The sequence below is a fragment of the Burkholderia glumae LMG 2196 = ATCC 33617 genome, from assembly GCF_000960995.1.
Taxonomy (GTDB): domain Bacteria; phylum Pseudomonadota; class Gammaproteobacteria; order Burkholderiales; family Burkholderiaceae; genus Burkholderia; species Burkholderia glumae.
Genome location: NZ_CP009435.1, coordinates 1,275,151 through 1,298,396, shown reverse-complemented (window position 1 = coordinate 1,298,396; position 23,246 = coordinate 1,275,151). Strand labels below are relative to the sequence as shown.

Sequence of the window (23,246 nt, the reverse complement as noted above, 5' to 3'; positions counted from 1 at the left end):
CTGCCCATCAAAACTCAGACTTTCTCGACCTGGCCAAACTCGAGTTCGACCGGTGTAGCGCGCCCGAAAATGGTGACGGACACGCGGACTCTCGATTTTTCGTAGTTGACTTCTTCGACAGTGCCGTTGAAATCGGTAAACGGACCTTCCTTCACCCGGACCATCTCGCCGACCTCGAACAAGGTCTTCGGGCGCGGCTTCTCCACGCCTTCCTGCATCTGCGACATGATCTTTTCGACTTCCCGCGGGGAAATCGGGCTCGGACGATTGCGCGCACCGCCGACGAAACCGGTGACCTTCGCGGTGTTCTTCACGAGGTGCCACGTTTCGTCCGTCATTTCCATCTCCACCAGCACGTAGCCGGGGAAGAAGCGGCGCTCGGTCACTGCCTTGTGGCCACCCCGGACTTCGACGACCTCTTCGGTCGGCACCAGGATCTGGCCAAACTTGTCTTGCATGCCGGCACGCTCGATGCGCTCTTGAAGCGCACGCTGCACGCTCTTCTCCATCCCGGAGTAGGCGTGCACGACGTACCAGCGTTTTCCGCTCGGAGATGCCGGAGTATCGCTCATATCATTTCCAACCCAGAATCGCCGAGAAAATCACCCATTCGATCGACTTGTCGCTAAGCCAAAGAAAGAGTGCCATAACCAGCACAAACCCGAAAACGACCAGCGTGGTTTGCGTGGCTTCCTTGCGCGTCGGCCAGACAACCTTGCGCACTTCCCGGTAGGAATCCTTGGCAAAGGCGATGAAGCTCTTGCCCGGCAGCGACATCAGGGCGACAGCCACACCGGCGATCACCCCCACTGCCAGCGCAGCGCCGCGGATGTACCACTCCTTGCCACCCAGCAAGAAGAAGCCCGCAAATCCGGCCAAGACCAGCAATACGCCCAGGCCCAGCATCAGCTTATCGCCGGAGGTATTTACAGTTTCGACGGATGGATTCGCCATAACACCTTAAAACAAATGCCACGTCTGGACGTGGCGATTTGGCAGGGGCAGAGGGAATCGAACCCCCAACCTTCGGTTTTGGAGACCGACGCTCTGCCAGTTGAGCTATACCCCTGTACCAATGGGACCGGACAACTCCGGCCCCAAAACTGTCGACCCGGAACTAACTGGCTTAGTCGAGGATCTTGGCGACGACGCCGGCGCCGACGGTACGGCCGCCTTCGCGGATCGCGAAGCGCAGACCTTCTTCCATCGCGATCGGCGCGATCAGCTTCACCGTGATCGACACGTTGTCGCCCGGCATCACCATTTCCTTGTCCTTCGGCAGCTCGATCGAGCCCGTCACGTCCGTCGTACGGAAGTAGAACTGCGGACGGTAGTTGTTGAAGAACGGCGTGTGACGGCCGCCTTCGTCCTTGCTCAGCACGTACACCTCGGCCGTGAAGTGCGTGTGCGGCTTGATCGAGCCCGGCTTCGCCAGAACCTGACCACGCTCCACTTCTTCACGCTTCGTGCCGCGCAGCAGAATACCGACGTTGTCGCCAGCCTGGCCTTGATCCAGCAGCTTGCGGAACATTTCCACGCCCGTGCAGGTCGTCTTCACCGTCGGCTTGATACCGACGATTTCGATTTCCTCGCCAACCTTCACGATGCCGCGCTCGACGCGACCCGTCACCACCGTGCCGCGGCCCGAGATCGAGAACACGTCTTCCACCGGCATCAGGAACGTACCGTCCACCGCACGCTCCGGCGTCGGAATGTACGAGTCCAGCGCGTCGGCCAGGTTCATGATCGCCGTCTCGCCCAGCTCGCCCTTGTCGCCTTCCAGCGCCAGCTTGGCCGAACCCTTGATGATCGGCGTGTCGTCGCCCGGGAAGTCGTACTTCGACAGCAGCTCGCGAACTTCCATCTCGACCAGCTCGAGCAGTTCGGCGTCGTCCACCATGTCGCACTTGTTCAGGAACACGATGATGTACGGCACGCCAACCTGACGCGCCAGCAGGATGTGCTCACGCGTTTGCGGCATCGGGCCGTCGGCTGCCGAGCACACCAGGATCGCGCCGTCCATCTGCGCGGCACCCGTGATCATGTTCTTCACGTAGTCGGCGTGGCCCGGGCAATCGACGTGCGCGTAGTGGCGGTTCGCCGTTTCGTACTCGATGTGTGCGGTGTTGATCGTGATGCCGCGTGCCTTTTCTTCCGGCGCCGCGTCGATTTCGTCGTACTTCTTCGCTTCGCCGCCGAACTTCGACGACAGAACCGTCGCGATCGCCGCCGTCAGCGTCGTCTTGCCGTGGTCAACGTGACCGATCGTGCCAACGTTCACGTGCGGCTTGGTCCGCTCAAATTTTTCCTTGGCCATTTTCAACTCCCGTAAGGAATTTCACATGTTGCGCCGCGCGCAAACAGACACTGACTAACCTGCTGGTGCCCATGGGCAGGATCGAACTGCCGACCTCTCCCTTACCAAGGGAGTGCTCTACCACTGAGCCACATGGGCGAAACAAGTACTTACTGCATGGAACGTGGAGCGGGTGAAGGGAATCGAACCCTCGTCGTAAGCTTGGAAGGCTTCTGCTCTACCATTGAGCTACACCCGCACGGGCTACTTTACGATCCCTTACCGCTCTTTATGTCTTGGTGGAGGAGGTTGGATTCGAACCAACGTAGGCGTAAGCCAACAGATTTACAGTCTGCCCCCTTTAGCCACTCGGGCACCCCTCCGCAGAGAACTGACGATTATGGTGGCATGCCGGCTTTGTGTCAAGCGATCGCCAGAGTTTTTTTGCTCTTCGACCGCTCACTGCTCGACATGCGCGACAAGCCGACCTGCCTGGCATTTCGTAAGCCAGCGCCCTGTAAAAGCGCCGCGTCTTGCCAGGCCGGCGACCGCACGGAAAACGACTTCCGCCCAGACCGTCCTTGCGATTGCCGGGTAAGCTCACCGGAAAATCGGAAGACGTGAATCATAAGGGGTCGCGACGATTAAGCCAATAGAAAAACCACTTTTTTTTAACTTTTTTTGATTTCCGGTTCGGCGAGCTGGCATGACCACGGCAAACGGACAACGGGCTCTGGCTCGTCGGACACGTAACGCCGAGGAGCATTGAAGCGAGGTTCGAGGTGTTGCAGTTAGCCGGAGCGTGGGGCGGGAGTCTCGATGACACGGTTCGAGAACTTTCGCTCTCGCCGCCTCAGAGCCGCGGCAATCCGCTCCCAGGCATGCAATCGACAACTGGCCCGAGTGAAGATGCTACGCGCACCGCCCGTATGCGTCGTCTATGCGGGGGAAGGTCCGCCCCATCGATGCAGGTGAAACAAACGAATGGCGGCCGTTTGGCGGTCAGCTGGGACCACAATTGAACTCGTCCTCGTCCCGGCGCGACGGATCGATCTTCAGCCCTCCTGAACGAGCATGACCGCGGCGAAACTTGTCAGTGGATGGCTCTGGATTTCCGAGCCTTGAAAGACAAAACCCCCACTGCGCTGGCAGCGGGGGTTTCGAATGAGGAAGCCTGACGATTACCTACTTTCACACGGGCAATCCGCACTATCATCGGCGTAGAGTCGTTTCACGGTCCTGTTCGGGATGGGAAGGGGTGGGACCGACTCGCTATGGTCATCAGGCTAAAGGGGTTGTCACGTCGCGACAGCGCGCCATGACCAATCTCGAAGAAGTAGTAGGGGTTGTGCTTGTACACCGGCACATTGCTCACTCAACCGCTGTTCGTCGACCTGTTGGTTCGACATGAAACAGACCGGTTATAGGATCAAGCCTTACGGGCAATTAGTATCAGTTAGCTGAACGCATTACTGCGCTTACACACCTGACCTATCAACGTCCTGGTCTCGAACGACCCTTCAAGGGGATCAAGTCCCCGGGGATATCTCATCTTAAGGCGAGTTTCCCGCTTAGATGCTTTCAGCGGTTATCTCTTCCGAACATAGCTACCCGGCGATGCCACTGGCGTGACAACCGGTACACCAGAGGTTCGTCCACTCCGGTCCTCTCGTACTAGGAGCAGCCCCCTTCAAATATCCAACGCCCACGGCAGATAGGGACCAAACTGTCTCACGACGTTTTAAACCCAGCTCACGTACCTCTTTAAATGGCGAACAGCCATACCCTTGGGACCGGCTACAGCCCCAGGATGAGATGAGCCGACATCGAGGTGCCAAACACCGCCGTCGATATGAACTCTTGGGCGGTATCAGCCTGTTATCCCCAGAGTACCTTTTATCCGTTGAGCGATGGCCCTTCCATACAGAACCACCGGATCACTATGACCTGCTTTCGCACCTGCTCGACTTGTCGGTCTCGCAGTTAAGCACGCTTATGCCATTGCACTATCAGCACGATTTCCGACCGTACCTAGCGTACCTTCGTACTCCTCCGTTACACTTTGGGAGGAGACCGCCCCAGTCAAACTGCCTACCATGCACTGTCCCCGACCCGGATCACGGGCCAAGGTTAGAACCTCAAACAAACCAGGGTGGTATTTCAAGGACGGCTCCACCGAAACTAGCGTTCCGGTTTCATAGCCTCCCACCTATCCTACACAGATCGGTTCAAAGTCCAATGCAAAGCTACAGTAAAGGTTCATGGGGTCTTTCCGTCTAGCCGCGGGGAGATTGCATCATCACAAACACTTCAACTTCGCTGAGTCTCGGGAGGAGACAGTGTGGCCATCGTTACGCCATTCGTGCAGGTCGGAACTTACCCGACAAGGAATTTCGCTACCTTAGGACCGTTATAGTTACGGCCGCCGTTTACCGGGACTTCAATCAAGAGCTTGCACCCCATCATTTAATCTTCCGGCACCGGGCAGGCGTCACACCCTATACGTCCACTTTCGTGTTTGCAGAGTGCTGTGTTTTTATTAAACAGTCGCAGCCACCAGTTTATTGCAACCCCTTCACCCTTCTGGCGCAGGCCAGTCAAGCTACAGGGGCGTACCTTATCCCGAAGTTACGGTACCAATTTGCCGAGTTCCTTCTCCCGAGTTCTCTCAAGCGCCTTAGAATACTCATCTCGCCCACCTGTGTCGGTTTGCGGTACGGTCACTGTTAAACTGAAGCTTAGAGGCTTTTCTTGGAACCACTTCCGATTGCTTCGCTTCCGAAGAAGCTCGCGCCACACCCTTGAATTCCGCGCCCGGATTTGCCTAAGCGCCTTCTCCAATGCAGCGACCGGGACTTCCAACACCCGGACAACCTTCCGCGATCCGTCCCCCCATCGCATTTAACAATGGTGCAGGAATATTGACCTGCTTCCCATCAGCTACGCATTTCTGCCTCGCCTTAGGGGCCGACTCACCCTACGCCGATGAACGTTGCGTAGGAAACCTTGGGCTTACGGCGAGGGGGCCTTTCACCCCCTTTATCGCTACTCATGTCAGCATTCGCACTTCCGATACCTCCAGCACACTTTACAATGCACCTTCGCAGGCTTACGGAACGCTCTCCTACCATGCGAGACTAGCTCGCATCCGCAGCTTCGGTATATGGCTTAGCCCCGTTACATCTTCCGCGCAGGACGACTCGATCAGTGAGCTATTACGCTTTCTTTAAAGGGTGGCTGCTTCTAAGCCAACCTCCTGACTGTTTTAGCCTTCCCACTTCGTTTCCCACTTAGCCATATTTGGGGACCTTAGCTGGCGGTCTGGGTTGTTTCCCTCTTGACACCGGACGTTAGCACCCGATGTCTGTCTCCCGTGATTGCACTCTTCGGTATTCGGAGTTTGCTATGGCGGGGTAATCTGCAATAGACCCCCCAACCATGACAGTGCTCTACCCCCGAAGGTGAGACACGAGGCACTACCTAAATAGTTTTCGGAGAGAACCAGCTATTTCCAAGTTTGTTTAGCCTTTCACCCCTATCCACAGCTCATCCCCTAACTTTTCAACGTTAGTGGGTTCGGACCTCCAGTACGTGTTACCGCACCTTCATCCTGGCCATGGATAGATCACTTGGTTTCGGGTCTACGCCCAGCAACTGAACGCCCTATTCGGACTCGCTTTCGCTACGCCTGCCCTATTCGGTTAAGCTTGCTACTGAACGTAAGTCGCTGACCCATTATACAAAAGGTACGCCGTCACCCCTTACGAGGCTCCGACTGTTTGTATGCATGCGGTTTCAGGATCTATTTCACTCCCCTCCCGGGGTTCTTTTCACCTTTCCCTCACGGTACTGGTTCACTATCGGTCGATCACGAGTATTTAGCCTTGGAGGATGGTCCCCCCATCTTCAGACAGGATTTCACGTGTCCCGCCCTACTTGTCGTACACCTAGTTCTTTCATACTGTTTTCGCCTACAGGGCTATCACCTGCTATGGCCGCACTTTCCAGAGCGTTCGGCTAACAATACAAATAAAGAGTACAGGCTCTTCCCATTTCGCTCGCCACTACTTTGGGAATCTCGGTTGATTTCTTTTCCTGCGGTTACTTAGATGTTTCAGTTCACCGCGTTCGCTTCACATGACCTATGTATTCAGTCATGGATACTCCAAAAGGAGTGGGTTTCCCCATTCGGACATCTACGGATCAAAGCTCGTTTGCCAGCTCCCCGTAGCTTTTCGCAGGCTACCGCGTCCTTCATCGCCTGTGATCGCCAAGGCATCCACCACATGCACTTGTTCGCTTGACCCTATAACGAGTCTGTCTCGCTCTCCCGAAGGAGATGACAGCCGCTACAGGTTGAGTTCTCGCATTTGTGCCGTATTCCAATTGAGCCGAACTTGCGTTCGAATCATCTTGAGATACATCGATACAATCACAACCCGGATAACTTCCACGCCCATCTCAAATAAGCGCTTCCGCTATCCACTTTACTACTTCTTCCAGATTGTTAAAGAACGACAGCCGATAAGCGCTACTTCTCGCTCATCCTCTGACTGGCTCAATCGCCAATGACAACTGCTCAGCATCCCTGAACGTTTGTCATTGAAGATTGGTGGAGGCAGACGGGATCGAACCGACGACCCCCTGCTTGCAAAGCAGGTGCTCTCCCAGCTGAGCTATGCCCCCTTCCCTACAGAGACTACCCAGGTGTTCCGTGTCAGACAATTGGTGGGTCTGGTTGGATTCGAACCAACGACCCCCGCCTTATCAAGACGGTGCTCTAACCGACTGAGCTACAGACCCCTGAGTCTGTCTTGATCAACAGCCGATAAGCGTGAACGCTCAATGTATGCGGAATAAGCTCGAGAAAGGAGGTGATCCAGCCGCACCTTCCGATACGGCTACCTTGTTACGACTTCACCCCAGTCATGAATCCTACCGTGGTGACCGTCCTCCTTGCGGTTAGACTAGCCACTTCTGGTAAAACCCACTCCCATGGTGTGACGGGCGGTGTGTACAAGACCCGGGAACGTATTCACCGCGGCATGCTGATCCGCGATTACTAGCGATTCCAGCTTCATGCACTCGAGTTGCAGAGTGCAATCCGGACTACGATCGGTTTTCTGGGATTAGCTCCCCCTCGCGGGTTGGCAACCCTCTGTTCCGACCATTGTATGACGTGTGAAGCCCTACCCATAAGGGCCATGAGGACTTGACGTCATCCCCACCTTCCTCCGGTTTGTCACCGGCAGTCTCCTTAGAGTGCTCTTGCGTAGCAACTAAGGACAAGGGTTGCGCTCGTTGCGGGACTTAACCCAACATCTCACGACACGAGCTGACGACAGCCATGCAGCACCTGTGTATCGGTTCTCTTTCGAGCACTCCCGAGTCTCCTCAGGATTCCGACCATGTCAAGGGTAGGTAAGGTTTTTCGCGTTGCATCGAATTAATCCACATCATCCACCGCTTGTGCGGGTCCCCGTCAATTCCTTTGAGTTTTAATCTTGCGACCGTACTCCCCAGGCGGTCAACTTCACGCGTTAGCTACGTTACTAAGGAAATGAATCCCCAACAACTAGTTGACATCGTTTAGGGCGTGGACTACCAGGGTATCTAATCCTGTTTGCTCCCCACGCTTTCGTGCATGAGCGTCAGTATTGGCCCAGGGGGCTGCCTTCGCCATCGGTATTCCTCCACATCTCTACGCATTTCACTGCTACACGTGGAATTCTACCCCCCTCTGCCATACTCTAGCCTGCCAGTCACCAATGCAGTTCCCAGGTTGAGCCCGGGGATTTCACATCGGTCTTAGCAAACCGCCTGCGCACGCTTTACGCCCAGTAATTCCGATTAACGCTCGCACCCTACGTATTACCGCGGCTGCTGGCACGTAGTTAGCCGGTGCTTATTCTTCCGGTACCGTCATCCCCGAAGGATATTAGCCCTCAGGATTTCTTTCCGGACAAAAGTGCTTTACAACCCGAAGGCCTTCTTCACACACGCGGCATTGCTGGATCAGGCTTTCGCCCATTGTCCAAAATTCCCCACTGCTGCCTCCCGTAGGAGTCTGGGCCGTGTCTCAGTCCCAGTGTGGCTGGTCGTCCTCTCAGACCAGCTACTGATCGTCGCCTTGGTAGGCCTTTACCCCACCAACTAGCTAATCAGCCATCGGCCAACCCTATAGCGCGAGGCCCGAAGGTCCCCCGCTTTCTTCCGTAGATCGTATGCGGTATTAATCCGGCTTTCGCCGGGCTATCCCCCACTACAGGACATGTTCCGATGTATTACTCACCCGTTCGCCACTCGCCACCAGGTGCAAGCACCCGTGCTGCCGTTCGACTTGCATGTGTAAGGCATGCCGCCAGCGTTCAATCTGAGCCAGGATCAAACTCTTCAGTTCAATACCTGTTACTGTTTTCGGTTCCGTTAAGAACCGGTCGCTCACTCAAAGCTGACAGGTTATGAATTGCTTCATCAACCTGACTTACTTTTGTGTGAGACTCTTGATACTTTTGCTTCCCGATCCGAAGATCAGGTCCGCGTCGATCAAGCGTCCACACTTATCGGCTGTTAATTTTTAAAGAGCATTTCCACCGATCCGACCGAACTGTTCGGCTTTCCCGGCAGCGCTGCGTTGTCAGCAGCAGAGAAGCGAGATTATGATCAACGTTTCGCAGCGCGTCAACTACTTTTTTGCTCGCCGCGATCCACTTCTTCGCTGATCACTTCCCTTCGGCCGGGTCCACTGGCTGCCCAACTTCGGCGCCTTGCTTCTCCCACCTCGCTTCCCTCTCCGCGCCGCGTTTCCGGCAGCGCGAAAGAGGCGTGATTCTAAGCAGCGAAACCCCATCACGCAAGTCATTTCTAAGAAAATTGCCAAGAAAACGGGCGCCGCCACGGCGCCCGTTTCGTCATCCCTCGCGTATCCCTTTGCGCCGGCTTGTCGGCGCCCGAAGCCTCAGTGCCGCTTGGCGGCCGCCAACAGCCGATCGATCGGTACGGCATCGGCCATCGCCGCATAGCCGGCGTCGCTCGGATGAACACCGTCACCGCTGTCGTAGCGACGCTGCAGCACCTGCGGCCGCGCCGGGTCACGCAGCGCCGCGTCGAAATCAACGACGCCATCTAACGCCCCCGAGGTCCGAATCCAGTTGTTCACCTCGGTGCGAATCGCTTCGCGCTCCGGCGGCAACGACGCCGGCGTCAGCGTGGCACCGAACAGGGCAACCCCGTGAGCATGCGCGCTCGCGATCACTCGACGGTAACCGTCTATCAGCATCCGCGCATCGACGCGTGTGTGCGGCGCGTCGCAGTCGAGCCCGGCACGCGGCGGCATCGCGGCGAAATTGATATCGTTGATACCGATCAGCAGCACCGCAGCCTTCACGCCCGAGCGAGCCAGCACGTCGCGATCGAAACGCCGCTCGAGCGCACTGCCGTAGCATGCCGAATCGCTAAGCAGCCGGTTGCCGCTGATGCCGAGATTGACCACGCTCCAGTCACGCTCGCCCGCCGCGTCGAGCCGGCGGGCGAGCCCGTCGGTCCAGCGGCGGTTGCGATTGAGGCTCGAACGCAGGCCGTCGGTGATCGAATCACCAACGGCCGCGATCGCGCCCGTTGCGGCCGAGCTCCCCTCCACCGCCAGTTCGCTGACCCAGGCCGACTGCGTGAAACGGGTACGGAACGCTCCACCATCGACGTCGGCGCTATGGTCGCCGGGCACCGACACGTAATTGACCTGGTTCGCCACGCGGTGCCAAGCCGTCATTTTCTGCTCGCCACGCACGAACAGGCTGATCGCATAGGGGGCGCCCGCCTCGAGCGGCAGCGCGACCGGATCGCTGTCGCGTTCCTCGCCGGCCGGCACCACCAGGTCGCGCCGGCCGCCAAACGTGACGAGCACGGTATCGCCGGGCCGCACCGCGGCGCCGGCCGCAGACCGGCCGATCCGCACGGCGCCGAGCGACAGCGGCGTGCGGCCATAGGCATTGCTGATCCGCAAGCGCAGGCGCGTGCCGCCGACGCTCGGATAGACGATTTGGCGAATCGTGCGGTTCGCGACCTCCGGCGCTCTATATAAGGGAGGCGGCGAAGCGAGCGCAGGAATCGGCTGCAGGGCGCTCGCCCAGGCCGCCACCCATCTCGGCAAACCGCCGGAGCCGGCGGCATCGCCGGCCGCAAACGCCGCGCCGGACAGACACAAGGCAAGACAGCCGGCCCAGACCGGCAAACAACGACGAAAACTCATGATTCGAGGGCGCACACGGAAAAGACTTTGATTGTGCCCGATATCGAGACCACGCCGCGTGTGCCCGGGCGGTAATCCCACCCGATTGGCCCCACGCACCGGCCTTCGCCTTCTCTAAAAATTAATTAACCGACCGGACGGTTGGTTTATACTTTGATCCACCTCATCCCGCACGAGACGTTTGTCATGTACACGCAATCCCTCGATCTTCCCGGCCAGCCCGCCGTCGGCGAGACGGCCAGCGCCGCGCCTGAGCAAGCCCGGTTCGACGCAGTGATCGCCGCCGACGGCAAGATCGAGCCGCAGGACTGGATGCCCGACGCCTATCGCAAAACATTGATCCGCCAGATCTCGCAGCACGCCCATTCCGAGATCGTCGGGATGCTGCCGGAAGGCAACTGGATCACGCGCGCGCCGAGCCTGAAGCGCAAGGCGATCCTGCTCGCCAAGGTGCAGGACGAAGCTGGTCACGGGCTCTATCTTTACAGCGCGGCCGAGACGCTCGGCGTGTCGCGCGACACGCTCGTCGACGCGCTGCACGCCGGCAAGGCCAAGTATTCGAGCATTTTCAACTACCCCACGCCGAGCTGGGCCGACGTCGGCGTGATCGGCTGGCTCGTCGACGGCGCCGCGATCATGAACCAGATTCCCCTTTGCCGCTGCACCTACGGCCCCTATGCGCGCGCCATGATCCGCATCTGCAAGGAGGAATCGTTCCACCAGCGCCAGGGCTTCGACGCGCTGCTGGCGATGATGGCCGGCACGCCGGCGCAGCGCGAGATGGTGCAGCAGGCCGTGAACCGCTGGTGGTGGCCGGTGCTGATGATGTTCGGCCCGAGCGACGCCGACTCCGTTCACAGCAACCAGTCGGCGAAATGGGGAATCAAGCGCATCTCGAACGACGACCTGCGCCAGAAATTCGTCGATGCGGCGGTCGAGCAGGCGAAGGTGCTCGGCGTGACCTTGCCCGATCCGGACCTGAAATGGAACGAGGCGCGCGGCCACCACGATTACGGTGCGATCGACTGGGACGAATTCTGGCGCGTCGTCAACGGCGACGGCCCTTGCAACCGTGAGCGGCTGGCGACGCGCGTCAAGGCCCACGAGGACGGCGCGTGGGTCCGCGAGGCCGCGCTGGCCCACGCCGGCAAGCGCGCCCGCCGGGCCGAGCGCCAAGCCGCCTGACGCCGCGTCCCTTTCGAATCCGATTCAGGAGACATGCAATGAAACAGGAATGGCCGATCTGGGAAGTCTTCGTGCGCAGCAAGCAGGGGCTCGACCACAAGCACTGCGGCAGCCTGCATGCAGCCGACGCGCCGATGGCGCTGCGCATGGCGCGCGACGTCTATACGCGCCGCCAGGAAGGCGTGAGCATCTGGGTGGTGCCGTCGGCCGCGATCACGGCATCCGATCCGAACCAGAAGGCGGAGCTGTTCGAACCGGCCGGCGACAAGATCTACCGCCATCCGACGTTCTACACGCTGCCCGACGAAGTCAACCACATGTGAGCCCGCGATGACGACGCCCCGGCCCTCCCATCTGTCCTACGTGCTGCGCCTCGCGGACAGCGCGCTGATCCTCGGCCAGCGCAACGCCGAGTGGTGCGGGCACGGCCCCATCCTCGAAGAGGACATCGCGCTGACCAACATGAGCCTCGACCTGATCGGCCAGGCTCGGCTGCTCTACGCGCACGCCGCCGACCTCGAACACGCGCTGCACGGCACCACCCGGACCGAGGACGATTACGCGTACTTCCGCAGCGAGCGCGAGTTCACGAACCTGACGCTGGTCGAGCTGCCGCATTACGGGCCGGTCAGCGGCACCGCGCACGCCAGCAAGGACTACGCCGTCACGATCGTGCGCAATTTCCTCTACGCGACGCTGATGCTGCACCTCTGGACGGCGCTCGAAGGCTCGGCCGATCCGCAACTGGCCGCGATCGCCGCGAAGTCGGTCAAGGAAACGCGCTACCACGAGCATCACGCGCGCGAATGGCTGATCCGCTTCGGCGACGGCACCGACGAATCGCACCGTCGCGCGCAGGCCGCGCTCGACTACCTGATGCCCTACACGCGCGAATGCTTCGCGGTCGACGCGGTCGAGCGCGAGGTCGCGGCGGCCGGCATCGCGCCAGCGGCCGACACGCTCGAGGCGGCCTGGCGCGCAGACCTCGATGCCGCACTGGCCGAGGCAACGCTGGCGGCGCCCGCACCGGGCGCCTACGTGCCGGCCGGCCGGCGCGGCGAGCATTCCGAGCACATGGGCTTTCTGCTCGCCCAGATGCAGAGCCTCGCCCGCCAGCATCCGGGCGCCAGCTGGTAATGCCCGCGGCGTCTTCGTTCCGGAGAGAACCCATGATGTCCGCGCCGCCCGCCTCCGTCGCCTCCGTCGCCAGCGTCGATGCCGACGCCGAGCTTGCGCGCGCGCGCGCCGCGCTCGACACGGTGCCGGACCCCGAGATCCCGGTCGTCTCGATCGGCGAGCTCGGCATCCTGCGCGAGGTGCGGCGCGCGGCCGACGCGACGCTCGAGATTGTGATCACGCCGACCTACTCCGGCTGTCCGGCGATGTCGCAGATCGCCGAGGACATCGGCGCCGCGCTCGACCGCGCCGGCGTGCCGGCCTACCGAATCGTCACGGTGCTGTCGCCGGCCTGGACCACCGACTGGATCACCGACGCCGCGCGTGAAAAGCTGCGCGCCTACGGCATCGCGCCGCCGGTTGGCAGCTGCGCGAGCGGCGGCGCGGCAGCTTGCGGCGCCGCAAGCGGAGCCCGCCCCGCCGCCGCGCAGGTGATCCGCTTCGCACCGAAGCCGGGCGCCGCCCCCGCATGCCCGCGCTGCGGTTCGCGCCATACCGAGCGGCTCGCGCAGTTCGCGTCGACCGCCTGCAAGGCGCTGTACCGCTGCCTCGACTGTCGCGAACCCTTCGACTACTTCAAGCCCTACTGACATGGCGACTCCGCAATTCCACCCGCTGCGCATTCGCGACGTGCAACCCGAGACCGCCGACGCGGTGACGGTCGCGTTCGAGGTTCCCGCCGAGCTGCGCGAGCAGTATCGCTTCACGCAGGGTCAGTTCGTGACGCTCAGGGCGCAGATCGGCGGCGAGGAAACCCGCCGCTCGTACTCGATCTGCGTCGGCACCACCGATTACGACCGCGACGGCGAGCTGCGGATCGGCATCAAGCGCGTGCGGGGCGGGCGCTTCTCGAACTTCGCGTTCGACACGCTGAAGGCCGGCGACACGATCGACGTGATGACGCCGGACGGCCGTTTCTTCACGCACCTGAATGCCGAGCACGGCAAGCACTACGTGGCGTTCTCGGGCGGCTCGGGCATCACCCCGGTGCTCGCGATCGTGCGCACCACGCTCGAGCTCGAGCCGCGCAGCACGTTCACGCTGATCTACGGCAACCGTAGCGTCGATTCGATCATGTTCGCCGAGCAGCTGGAGGACCTGAAGAACCGCTTCATGCAGCGCTTCTCGCTCTACCACGTGCTGTCCGACGAGTTGCAGGACGTCGATCTGTTCAACGGCGTGCTCGACCAGGCCAAATGCGCGGCCTTTCTCGACACGCTGGTGCCGGCCGCCTCGATCGACGAAGCGTTCATCTGCGGCCCAGCGCCGATGATGGACGCGGCCGAGGCAGCGCTCGGCGCGGCCGGCGTGGCGCGCGAGCGGATCCATGTCGAGCGTTTCGGCACGCCGCTGCCGCAGGCGGGCGCGCCGGTCGTGGAGATCACCGAGGCGACGCCGGCCGCCGCGCTCGAGATCATGCTCGACGGCAAGACGCGCAAGCTGCGCCTGCCCTACGAGGGCGTGAGCCTGCTCGACGTCGGCCTGCGCGCCGGCCTTGCGCTGCCTTATGCCTGCAAGGGCGGCGTCTGCTGCACCTGCCGCGCGAAGGTGGTCGAGGGCGAGGTGCGGATGGACAGGAACTACACGCTGGAGGAACAGGAGGTGCGCGACGGGTTCGTGCTGACCTGCCAGTGCCACCCGGTCAGCGAGCGCGTGGTGGTGAGCTTCGACGAGCGTTGAGCGACCGGGCGACGCGCCGGCCGCGGGATATCTCGTGGCCGGGCATCTCGCTTACACTAGGGGCCGCTTCTCGAGCCGGATCCGCGAATCCGGGCGAAAGCGGTCCTTTTTCGTTGACCTCTCGCTGATGAGCACTCTTCATGTCACCGTCGGCGGTTCCGCCGCCGAATCGCTGCGCGCCGCGCTGGCCGCAGCCGGCCGCGACAATGCCGTGGTCGAACTCCTCGACGATCTGGCCGTGGGCCCGCTGCGCGGCATCGACGACGCGCCCGAGCCGCGCGCCGCATTTTGGGAACGGATCTTCGCCGACACGCCGCCCGACTGGGACTCACGGCTCGCCGCCGAACTCGACAAGCTCGCAAGGCTCGCCGCCGGCTCCGGCCAGGTGGTGATTTGGCATGCGCAGAGCGCGGCCGACCAGCTGATGCTGCGCCGCGTCGCCTATCACCTGCGCCATGCGCCGCAACGTCTCAACGAGGTCCGGCTGTCGGCCGCCGACCTGGGTCCGCGCACGCATCCGCCCGGCCGCGAGGCCGCGGTCTCGGTCGACATGTTCGGCCCCGAACGGCTCCGCGCGAAGCTGCCGGAGGCGGCGCCGATCTCGGTGCTGCGCATCGGCCGGCTCGCGCTCGAATGGCAGGAGGCCAAGCAGGTCAACGCCGAGTTGCGCTATTGGATCGACAACACCTTCAAGAGCGGGCACTACGCCGACATCGACGCGCTCGCGCTCGAACAGGCCGGCGAAGCCTGGATGCCGGCCGCGCGCGTGGTCGGCGCCATCATCGCGCTCGCCAATCGCGGCCACCTCCGCCTCGGCGACAGCATCGCGTTCTGGCGCTGCCGCGAGCTGGCCGCCGCGGGCCGGCTCGAACTGCGCGGCGGCGCGCCCGGGCCCGACAATCTGCGCGCGGCCTCGCTGCGCGCGGTACCGGCCGCCGCGCCGCGCTGAGCGCCACCGCTGCCTTCGTCCACCGCGGCAGGCCCGCCGCCCCGATCCGACTCCACCAACGCCATGGCCCGCACCCGAGCGCCCGACCACGAATCCCAGCGCGAGCAGATCCTCGATCTCGCCGCCAGCAAATTCGCGCAAACCAGCTACCCGAGCACCTCGATGACCGACCTCGCCGCCGCGAGCGGTACCTCGAAGGCGCGTCTCTACCACTACTACGAAAGCAAGGAAGCGATCCTGTTCGACCTGCTCGACCGCTATACCAAGCGGCTGATGCTGATCATCGCGGAAGTCCAGGGCACCAGCCAGCGGCGCGGGCTCAGCGAGCGCGAGGCGTTCGCCGAACTGATCCGCGCATTCCTCTCCGAATATGAGACGTCGCACAGCCGGCATGTCGCGCTGCTCAACGACGTGAAATATCTGGAAAACACGCAGCGTCAGGTGATCCTCGACCGGCAGCGCGACATCGTCGCCGCGTTCACGCGCCAGATCGAGCGTGCCTATCCCGGGCGCGTGTCGCGCGAGAACCAGACGGCCGTCACGATGATGGTGTTCGGCATGATCAACTGGACCTTCACTTGGCTGAAGCCGGGCGGGCGCCTCGGCTACCGCGACTTCGCCGAGCAGGTGATCGGGTTGATCGAGCGCGGGCTCGGCGGCGAGAACGCGGGCGCGGACCCGACGCGCGCGGCCTGAACGGCGCCGTCCACGCCCAGGCAGGCCGGCGCCGAGCGTTGTGGCGAGGTCACACGCCGAATTTCGGTCGATGAAATAATTGCTTTTAAATCAACAACTTCCTTGATCATTGCGCTTCTCTAGAACGATTGCTCGAGGCTTGTCCGGGTTTTCCCTTATGAGATCGGTACCATTCGGTTAAAATGCTGCTGCATTGCACAACCGGCTGTATGGTCTTTGAGGAACCCACGATGAACGCGCACCCTCTCCGCCCTGCCGCCCCGACCGGCAACGTCGGGCAGGCACCGGTTCTCGTCAGGGAACTGCGATCCGCGGATCGTGAGTCGATGCTCACGCACTTTCTCGCGCTCGACGACGACGATCGTCTGCTTCGCTTCGGCCAGTTGGTGCCGGACCACGTGCTCGACAACTACGTCCGCACCATCGATTTCGGCCGCGATACCGTGTTCGGCGTGTTCGATCACGCGCTCGAGCTGGTCGGCGTCGGCCATCTGGCCTACCTGCCCGACGACGGCGGCAAGCGCACCGCCGAGTTTGGCGTGTCGGTCCTCGAATCGGCGCGCGGCCAGGGCGTCGGCTCGAAGCTGTTCGAGCGCGCAGCGATCCGCAGCCGCAACACGCAGGTTTCGACGCTCTACATGCATTGCCTGTCGCGCAACGCGACGATGATGCATATCGCGAAGAAGTCGGGCATGCGGATCGAATACGCTTATGGCGAGGCCGACGCCTATCTGTCGCTGCCGCCCGCCGACCAGTCGACCATCCTTGCCGAGATGCTGCAGGAGCAGGCGGCCGTGTTCGACTACGCGATGAAGCGTCAGGCGCGCCGCGCGACGCAGATCTTCGAATCGCTGCTGCCGGCAGGCATCGCGGCCTGAGCCGCGCCGCCGCCAGCCGGAATGCCAGCCCGAACGGGCGGCCCGCATCGTCGGGCCGCCCGTTTTGCCTTTGCGGTGCCGCCGGCGCGCGCCGGCTCAGCGGATCGGCAGCGCCGTGGTCTCCTTGAAGCTTTCGAGCGCGAAGCTCGTGCGCACGTCCACCACCGACGGGTGGTGCAGCAACTGGTCCTGCACGAATCGCGAGAAATGCGCCATATCCTCCACCTGCACGCGCAGCAGGTAATCCATCTCGCCCGTCATCGCGTGGCAGGCCACCACCTCGGGCCAAGCCTGCACGGCCACGCGAAACCGGTCGGCGTGAGTGGTGCCGGCCCGGGCGCCGCCGGCCGCCGCCGCCGCGCCGCCGCGCTTCTCGAGCCGCACGCTGATGTAGGCGAGCAGGTCGAGCCCGAGCCGCTTCGGATCGAGCAGCGCGACGTAGCCGGTAATCACCCCCATCTCCTCCAGGCGCCGGATGCGCCGCAGGCACGGGCTCGGCGAGAGACTCACGCGCTCGGCGATCTCCTGGTTCGACAGGCGGCCGTTCTCCTGAAGGATCGCCAGGATGCGGCGATCGATGGTATCGAGCTCGACTCGCGCCATTTTCTATCTCAATCACATTATTTTCGGGGTAGAACTTGCGCCATCGTAGCGATGGACGATTAATTTCGCAAGGAATTGCCGGTGCCGCGCGCCTACACTGTTTCGCATGCGGCACCCTGCCGCCCCCAACGACCGGCGACGCGAGCCAATACCGGAGACGAGCACCATGCAGATTCCCACCTGGGACAACCCCGTCGGCACCGACGGCTTCGAATTCATCGAATACACGGCGCCGGATCCGAAGGCGCTCGGCCAGCTGTTCGAGCGGATGGGCTTCACCGCGATCGCGCGGCACCGGCACAAGGACGTCACGCTGTACCGCCAGGGCGAGATCAACTTCCTCATCAACGCCGAACCGGATTCGTTCGCGCAGCGCTTCGCGCGGCTGCACGGCCCGTCGATCTGCGCCATCGCGTTTCGCGTGCGCGACGCCGCGCTGGCCTACCGGCACGCGCTCGAACAGGGAGCCTGGGGCTTCGACAACAAGACCGGGCCGATGGAACTGAATATTCCGGCGATCAAGGGCGTCGGCGATTCGCTGATCTATTTCGTCGACCGCTGGCGCGGCAAGCATGGCGCAGCGCCGGGCAGCATCGGCGACATCGGCATCTACGACGTCGATTTCGAGCCGATCCCGGGCGCGGACCCGGCACCCGTCGGCCACGGCCTCACCTATATCGATCACCTCACGCACAACGTGCATCGCGGCCGGATGCGCGAATGGGCCGAGTTCTACGAGCGCCTGTTCAACTTCCGCGAAGTGCGCTACTTCGACATCGAGGGCAAGGTGACGGGCGTGAAGTCGAAGGCGATGACGTCGCCGTGCGGCAAGATCCGCATCCCGATCAATGAAGAGGGTTCGGACACGCCGGGCCAGATCCAGGAGTATCTCGATGCGTACCGCGGCGAGGGCATCCAGCACATCGCGCTCGGTACCGAGAACATCTACGCCACGGTGGACGGCCTGCGCGGCAAGGCGGTCACGCTGCTCGACACGATCGACACCTACTACGAACTCGTCGACCGCCGCGTCCCGAACCACGGCGAGCCGCTCGACGAACTCCGCAAGCGCAAGATCCTGATCGACGGCGCCCACGACGACCTGCTGCTGCAGATCTTCACCGAGAACCAGATCGGCCCGATCTTCTTCGAGATCATCCAGCGCAAGGGCAACCAGGGCTTCGGCGAGGGCAACTTCAAGGCCTTGTTCGAATCGATCGAGCTGGACCAGATCCGCCGCGGCGTGGTGCAGGACAAGGCCTGATCGCGAGGCGCCCGCTGCCCGACTGCCGTGCCCCATCGAAGAAAAAGGCGAAAATCGCAGGATTTTCGCCTCTCTTTTGCAGGTATCGGCCAGCCGGCGCCGGCCGCACGCTGCCACGCTTGCGCGCCGGCCCGACGCCGGCGGCCTGGAACTCAGCGCTTCGGCGCGCCCGTGGTGACCGTCACGCCGGCCGGTGCGATCGCGTCACCGGCGATCCGCTGCATCTGCGTGCCCGCCGTGGCCAACGCGCTCGCGCCCTGCGAACGCACGGGCCCGGTCATCGCGAAGAACGCGGCGGACACCATCAGAAAATTCTGGATATTTCTCGTATTCATTGCACCTCCGTTGTCATTGCCGGCTGCGTCTCTGACAGCAGGGTCACTGAGATCCGACCATTACCGGCAGCGCAATAGACTAAACAAGAAGTGTGACAGTAGCTCGTGGCTTTACAGGCTTTTACATGATGTAACGCAAGCAATCGCCAGCCGCTCGGATTCATTAATAACAAAATTTGCAACAAAACGACGGGTTTCCACCAGTGCTACCATCAATGAAAACCCGCCAATATGGCGCCCGGCAGACGCGGCCACAAGACGCCGATGCCGAGAGTTTTGGTGATCCCAAACGGTTGGAGGAGACGCAGCCATGAACGCCCCACTCGATGCCGGCCAGCGCGCGACGCTGGAGGCCGCCCTGCAGTCGGTCACGCTCGACGACAAATACACGCTCGAGCGCGGCCGCGCCTATATGAGCGGCGTGCAGGCGCTGGTCAGACTGCCGATGCTGCAGCAGGCGCGCGACCGCGCCGCCGGCCTCAACACGGCCGGCTTCATCTCCGGCTACCGCGGCTCGCCGCTAGGCGGCCTCGACCAGGCGCTCTGGAAGGCGCAGAAGCACCTCGCCGCCAACCGCATCGTGTTTCAGGCGGGCCTCAACGAGGATCTGGCCGCGACCGCGGTGTGGGGTTCCCAGCAGGTCAATCTCTATCCCGGCGCGAAGTTCGACGGCGTGTTCGGCATGTGGTACGGCAAGGGCCCCGGCGTCGATCGTTCGGGCGACGTGCTCAAGCACGCCAACTCGGCCGGCAGCTCCGTGCATGGCGGCGTGCTGGTGCTGGCCGGCGACGACCATGCCGCGAAATCGTCGACGCTCGCGCACCAGTCCGAGCATCTGCTCAAGGCCTGCGGGCTGCCGGTGCTGTTCCCCGCCAACGTCCAGGAATATCTCGATTTCGGCCTGCACGGCTGGGCGATGAGCCGCTACTCGGGGCTCTGGGTTTCGCTGAAATGCGTGACCGACGTGGTCGAATCGTCGGCCTCCGTCGACCTCGACCCGCAGCGCGCGAGCATCGTGCTGCCGGCGGATTTCATGATGCCCGAGGGCGGCCTGAACATCCGCTGGCCCGATCCGCCGCTCGCCCAGGAAGCGCGGATGATCGACTACAAGTGGTACGCGGCGCTCGCCTACGTGCGCGCCAACCGCCTCGACCGCATCGAGATCGATTCCCCGCAGGCGCGCTTCGGCATCATGACCGCAGGCAAGGCCTACCTCGACGTGCGCCAGGCGCTGACCGACCTCGGCCTCGACGACGCCACCTGCGCGCGGATCGGCATCCGCCTCTACAAGGTCGGCTGCGTCTGGCCGCTGGAGGCGCAGGGCGCCCAGCAGTTCGCGCGCGGCCTGGACGAGATCCTCGTGATCGAGGAAAAGCGCCAGATCCTCGAATACGCGATCAAGGAAGAACTCTACAACTGGCCGGACGGCCAGCGCCCGCGCATCTTCGGCAAGTTCGACGAAAAGGACGGCGCGGGCGGCGAATGGTCGGTGCCGATGGGCAACTGGCTGCTGCCCGCGCACTACGAGCTGTCGCCGGCGATCATCGCCAAGGCGATCGCCACGCGGCTCGACAAGTTCGAGCTGCCGTCCGACGTGCGCGCGCGCATCGCCGCGCGCATCGCCGTCATCACGGCCAAGGAGGCCGCGCTGGCCCGCCCGCACGTCACCGCCGAGCGCAAGCCGTGGTTCTGCTCGGGCTGCCCGCACAACACCTCGACCCAGGTGCCGGACGGCTCGCGCGCGATCGCCGGGATCGGCTGCCACTACATGACGATCTGGATGGACCGCAACACCAGCGGCTTCAGCCAGATGGGCGGCGAAGGCGTGCCGTGGATCGGCCAGGCGCCGTTCACCGACGAGAAGCACGTGTTCGCCAACCTCGGCGACGGTACCTACTTCCACTCGGGGCTGCTCGCGATCCGCGCGGCGATCGCCTCGAAGGCGAACATCACCTACAAGATCCTCTACAACGACGCGGTGGCGATGACGGGCGGCCAGCCCGTGGACGGCACGCTGACCGTGCCGCAGATCACGCACCAGGTGGCGGCCGAGGGCGCGGCGAAGATCGTGATCGTCACCGACGAGCCCGAGAAGTACGAAGGCGCGCGCGAGCGGCTCGCGCCGGACGTGGCGATCCATCATCGCGACCGGCTCGACGCGGTGCAGCGCGAGCTGCGCGAGATCGCCGGCACCACCGTGCTGATCTACGACCAGACCTGCGCGACCGAGAAGCGCCGCCGCCGCAAGCGTGGCAGCTTCCCCGATCCGGCGCGCCGCGTGGTGATCAACGAGGCGGTCTGCGAAGGCTGCGGCGATTGCTCGGTGCAGTCGAACTGCCTGTCGGTCGAGCCGCTCGACACCGAGTTCGGCACCAAGCGGCAGATCAACCAGTCGAGCTGCAACAAGGATTTCTCGTGTGTGAAGGGCTTTTGCCCGAGCTTCGTGACGGTCGAGGGCGCGCAGCTGAGGAAACCCAAGGCCGTGGCGGTGGACGCCGCCTCGCTGCCGGCGCTGCCCGAGCCGACCCTGCCGGCGATCGCGCGCACCTACGGCGTGCTGGTGACGGGCGTGGGCGGCACCGGCGTGGTGACGATCGGCGCGCTGATCGGCATGGCCGCGCACCTGGAGAACAAGGGCGTGACGGTGCTCGACGTCACCGGCCTCGCGCAGAAGGGCGGCGCCGTGATGAGCCACGTGCAGATCGCGCGGGCGCCCGAGGACATCCACGCGACACGCATCGCGATGGGCGAGGCCGACCTCGTGATCGGCGGCGACGCGCTCGTGACCGCCAGCGACGAATGCACCTCGCGCATGCGGCTTGGCGAGACGCGCGTGGTGGTCAACAGCGCGAAGACCCCCACCGCGGATTTCATCAAGCAGCCGCAGTGGTCGTTCCCCGGCGCCAGCGCCGAGCACGACATCCGCGCCTCGGCCGGCGAGGCGGTCGATCTGGTCGATGCCAACCATTTCGCTGTCGCGCTGCTCGGCGACGCGATCTACGCCAACCCGTTCGTGCTCGGCTACGCCTGGCAACGCGGCTGGCTGCCGCTCACGCATGCCTCGCTCACGCGCGCGATCGTGCTGAACGGCGTGCAGGTCGAGAAGAACCTCGCGGCCTTCGAATGGGGCCGCCGCGCCGCACATGATCCGGCCAGCGTGCGGCAGGCCGCATCGTCGCGACAGCCCGGCAAAGGGGCCGACGGCGCGACGGTGATCGCGCTGCACACGAGGAAGGCGGTGGACACGCTGATCGCGACGCGCGTCGCGCAGCTGGGCGCGTACCAGAACGCCGCCTACGCGGCGCGCTACGCGAGCGTCGTCGAGCGCGTGCGCGAGGCCGAGCGCCGGCTCGACGGCGAGCATGCCCAGGAGCCGCTGACCGAGGCGGTGGCGCGCAACCTGTACAAGCTGATGGCCTACAAGGACGAGTACGAGGTCGCGCGCCTGCAGTCCGATCCGGCCTTCCTGGCGAAGCTGGCCGCGCAGTTCGACGGCGAGCTGACGCTGCGCTACCACCTCGCTCCGCCGATCTTCGCGAAGCGCGACGAGCACGGCCGGCTGGTGAAGCGGGCCTACGGCCCCTGGATGCTGAGCGCGTTCCGGCTGCTCGCGAAGCTCAAGGGCCTGCGCGGCACCGCGTTCGACCCGTTCGGCCGCACCGAGGAGCGGCGCACCGAGCGCGCGCTGATCGGCGAATACGTGGCGCTGGTGGATGCGCTCATCGCGCGGCTGACGCCGCAGCGGCTGCCGCTCGCGCTCGAACTCGCTAACCTGCCGGACGGCATTCGCGGCTACGGGCACGTGAAGGAAAACAACCTGCGCGCGGTCCGCGGCAAGTGGGACGCGCTGCTCGCGCGCTGGAACGGCCCCGAAACCGAGACGCGGCACGTGGCGTAAGGCCCTGCGCCGCCGGCCAACGCGCCTGCGGGGGCCGA

The 23,246-nt window shown here is 63.1% G+C and carries 16 protein-coding genes, 6 tRNA genes and 3 rRNA genes; 10 read left to right on the top strand and 15 right to left on the bottom strand.

Translation table 11 applies throughout. From position 1 onward, the window contains the following. Positions 1–14: 14 nt before the first annotated feature. The 13 genes from nusG to KS03_RS18390 form a co-directional block, all read right to left on the bottom strand. Positions 15–572 (bottom strand): transcription termination/antitermination protein NusG, encoded by a 558-nt coding sequence (nusG, locus tag KS03_RS18450; RefSeq protein WP_012734345.1) that lies wholly within the window; start codon positions 570–572, stop codon positions 15–17. A gap of 1 nt (position 573) precedes the next feature. Further along, entirely contained in the window at positions 574–954 is a 381-nt protein-coding gene (gene secE / locus KS03_RS18445; RefSeq protein ID WP_012734344.1) for a preprotein translocase subunit SecE, read from the bottom strand. Between the two features lie 39 nt (positions 955–993). After that, a tRNA-Trp gene (locus tag KS03_RS18440) sits at positions 994–1,069 on the bottom strand. A gap of 57 nt (positions 1,070–1,126) precedes the next feature. After that, positions 1,127–2,317 carry an elongation factor Tu gene (gene tuf / locus KS03_RS18435; RefSeq protein ID WP_012734343.1) on the bottom strand — a complete coding sequence of 397 codons (1,191 nt, stop codon included), beginning with the start codon at positions 2,315–2,317 and terminating at the stop codon, positions 1,127–1,129. 63 nt (positions 2,318–2,380) lie between these two features. Continuing rightward, positions 2,381–2,455: transfer RNA gene (locus KS03_RS18430), tRNA-Thr, on the bottom strand. A 26-nt stretch (positions 2,456–2,481) separates the two neighbouring features. After that, positions 2,482–2,555, bottom strand: a tRNA-Gly gene (locus tag KS03_RS18425). Positions 2,556–2,593: 38 nt separating this feature from the next. Further along, a tRNA-Tyr gene (locus KS03_RS18420) sits at positions 2,594–2,679 on the bottom strand. A 789-nt stretch (positions 2,680–3,468) separates the two neighbouring features. After that, a 5S ribosomal RNA gene (rrf, locus tag KS03_RS18415) occupies positions 3,469–3,582 on the bottom strand. Positions 3,583–3,721: 139 nt separating this feature from the next. After that, positions 3,722–6,602, bottom strand: a 23S ribosomal RNA gene (locus KS03_RS18410). A gap of 304 nt (positions 6,603–6,906) precedes the next feature. Further along, positions 6,907–6,982 (bottom strand) — tRNA-Ala (locus KS03_RS18405). 40 nt (positions 6,983–7,022) lie between these two features. After that, positions 7,023–7,099 (bottom strand) — tRNA-Ile (locus tag KS03_RS18400). A 64-nt stretch (positions 7,100–7,163) separates the two neighbouring features. Further along, positions 7,164–8,696: ribosomal RNA gene (locus KS03_RS18395) — 16S ribosomal RNA — on the bottom strand. The 16S, 23S and 5S rRNA genes sit together here with 2 tRNA genes alongside, the layout of an rRNA operon. A 558-nt stretch (positions 8,697–9,254) precedes the next feature. After that, entirely contained in the window at positions 9,255–10,544 is a 1,290-nt protein-coding gene (locus KS03_RS18390; protein WP_012734342.1) for an SGNH/GDSL hydrolase family protein, read from the bottom strand. A 186-nt stretch (positions 10,545–10,730) separates the two neighbouring features. Here KS03_RS18390 and paaA point away from each other — a divergent pair, with 186 nt between their 5' ends. The 8 genes from paaA (at position 10,731) to KS03_RS18350 (ending at position 17,108) form a co-directional block, all read left to right on the top strand. Then, positions 10,731–11,729, top strand: a complete 999-nt coding sequence (paaA, locus tag KS03_RS18385; RefSeq protein WP_012734341.1) for a 1,2-phenylacetyl-CoA epoxidase subunit PaaA — start codon at positions 10,731–10,733, stop codon at positions 11,727–11,729. 38 nt (positions 11,730–11,767) lie between these two features. Then, positions 11,768–12,052 carry a 1,2-phenylacetyl-CoA epoxidase subunit PaaB gene (gene paaB / locus KS03_RS18380; RefSeq protein WP_012734340.1) on the top strand — a complete coding sequence of 95 codons (285 nt, stop codon included), beginning with the start codon at positions 11,768–11,770 and terminating at the stop codon, positions 12,050–12,052. 7 nt (positions 12,053–12,059) lie between these two features. Continuing rightward, the gene (paaC, locus tag KS03_RS18375) at positions 12,060–12,866 is read left to right on the top strand and encodes a 1,2-phenylacetyl-CoA epoxidase subunit PaaC (protein WP_012734339.1); all 807 of its coding nucleotides are present in this window, start codon (positions 12,060–12,062) and stop codon (positions 12,864–12,866) included. Between the two features lie 35 nt (positions 12,867–12,901). Next, a complete protein-coding gene (paaD, locus tag KS03_RS18370; RefSeq protein WP_012734338.1) occupies positions 12,902–13,495 on the top strand; it encodes a 1,2-phenylacetyl-CoA epoxidase subunit PaaD in 594 nt (197 codons plus the stop codon). Between the two features lies 1 nt (position 13,496). Then, positions 13,497–14,585 (top strand): 1,2-phenylacetyl-CoA epoxidase subunit PaaE, encoded by a 1,089-nt coding sequence (paaE, locus tag KS03_RS18365; protein WP_012734337.1) that lies wholly within the window; start codon positions 13,497–13,499, stop codon positions 14,583–14,585. 127 nt (positions 14,586–14,712) lie between these two features. Then, positions 14,713–15,534: a DUF1835 domain-containing protein gene (locus KS03_RS18360; protein ID WP_012734336.1), complete on the top strand. Its 822-nt coding sequence runs from the start codon at positions 14,713–14,715 to the stop codon at positions 15,532–15,534. Positions 15,535–15,597: 63 nt separating this feature from the next. Beyond that, complete coding sequence (locus KS03_RS18355; protein WP_012734335.1) at positions 15,598–16,230, top strand: TetR/AcrR family transcriptional regulator; 633 nt, start codon at positions 15,598–15,600, stop codon at positions 16,228–16,230. Between the two features lie 230 nt (positions 16,231–16,460). After that, the gene (locus tag KS03_RS18350; RefSeq protein WP_026051342.1) at positions 16,461–17,108 is read left to right on the top strand and encodes a GNAT family N-acetyltransferase; all 648 of its coding nucleotides are present in this window, start codon (positions 16,461–16,463) and stop codon (positions 17,106–17,108) included. 96 nt (positions 17,109–17,204) lie between these two features. On the opposite strand, the gene KS03_RS18345 is transcribed toward KS03_RS18350, so the two are convergent. Further along, positions 17,205–17,711 (bottom strand): Lrp/AsnC family transcriptional regulator, encoded by a 507-nt coding sequence (locus KS03_RS18345; protein ID WP_012734333.1) that lies wholly within the window; start codon positions 17,709–17,711, stop codon positions 17,205–17,207. A gap of 166 nt (positions 17,712–17,877) precedes the next feature. Here KS03_RS18345 and hppD point away from each other — a divergent pair, with 166 nt between their 5' ends. After that, positions 17,878–18,975, top strand: a complete 1,098-nt coding sequence (gene hppD, locus KS03_RS18340; RefSeq protein ID WP_012734332.1) for a 4-hydroxyphenylpyruvate dioxygenase — start codon at positions 17,878–17,880, stop codon at positions 18,973–18,975. A 152-nt stretch (positions 18,976–19,127) separates the two neighbouring features. Here the strand turns inward: hppD and KS03_RS18335 are convergent, their stop codons facing one another. Further along, on the bottom strand, positions 19,128–19,310 hold the full coding sequence (locus KS03_RS18335; protein WP_012734331.1) for a hypothetical protein: 183 nt from the start codon (positions 19,308–19,310) through the stop codon (positions 19,128–19,130). A 310-nt stretch (positions 19,311–19,620) separates the two neighbouring features. On the opposite strand from KS03_RS18335, the gene KS03_RS18330 reads away from it, so the two are divergent. Then, positions 19,621–23,208, top strand: a complete 3,588-nt coding sequence (locus KS03_RS18330) for an indolepyruvate ferredoxin oxidoreductase family protein (protein WP_012734330.1) — start codon at positions 19,621–19,623, stop codon at positions 23,206–23,208. The last annotated feature ends 38 nt before the right edge of the window (positions 23,209–23,246 follow it).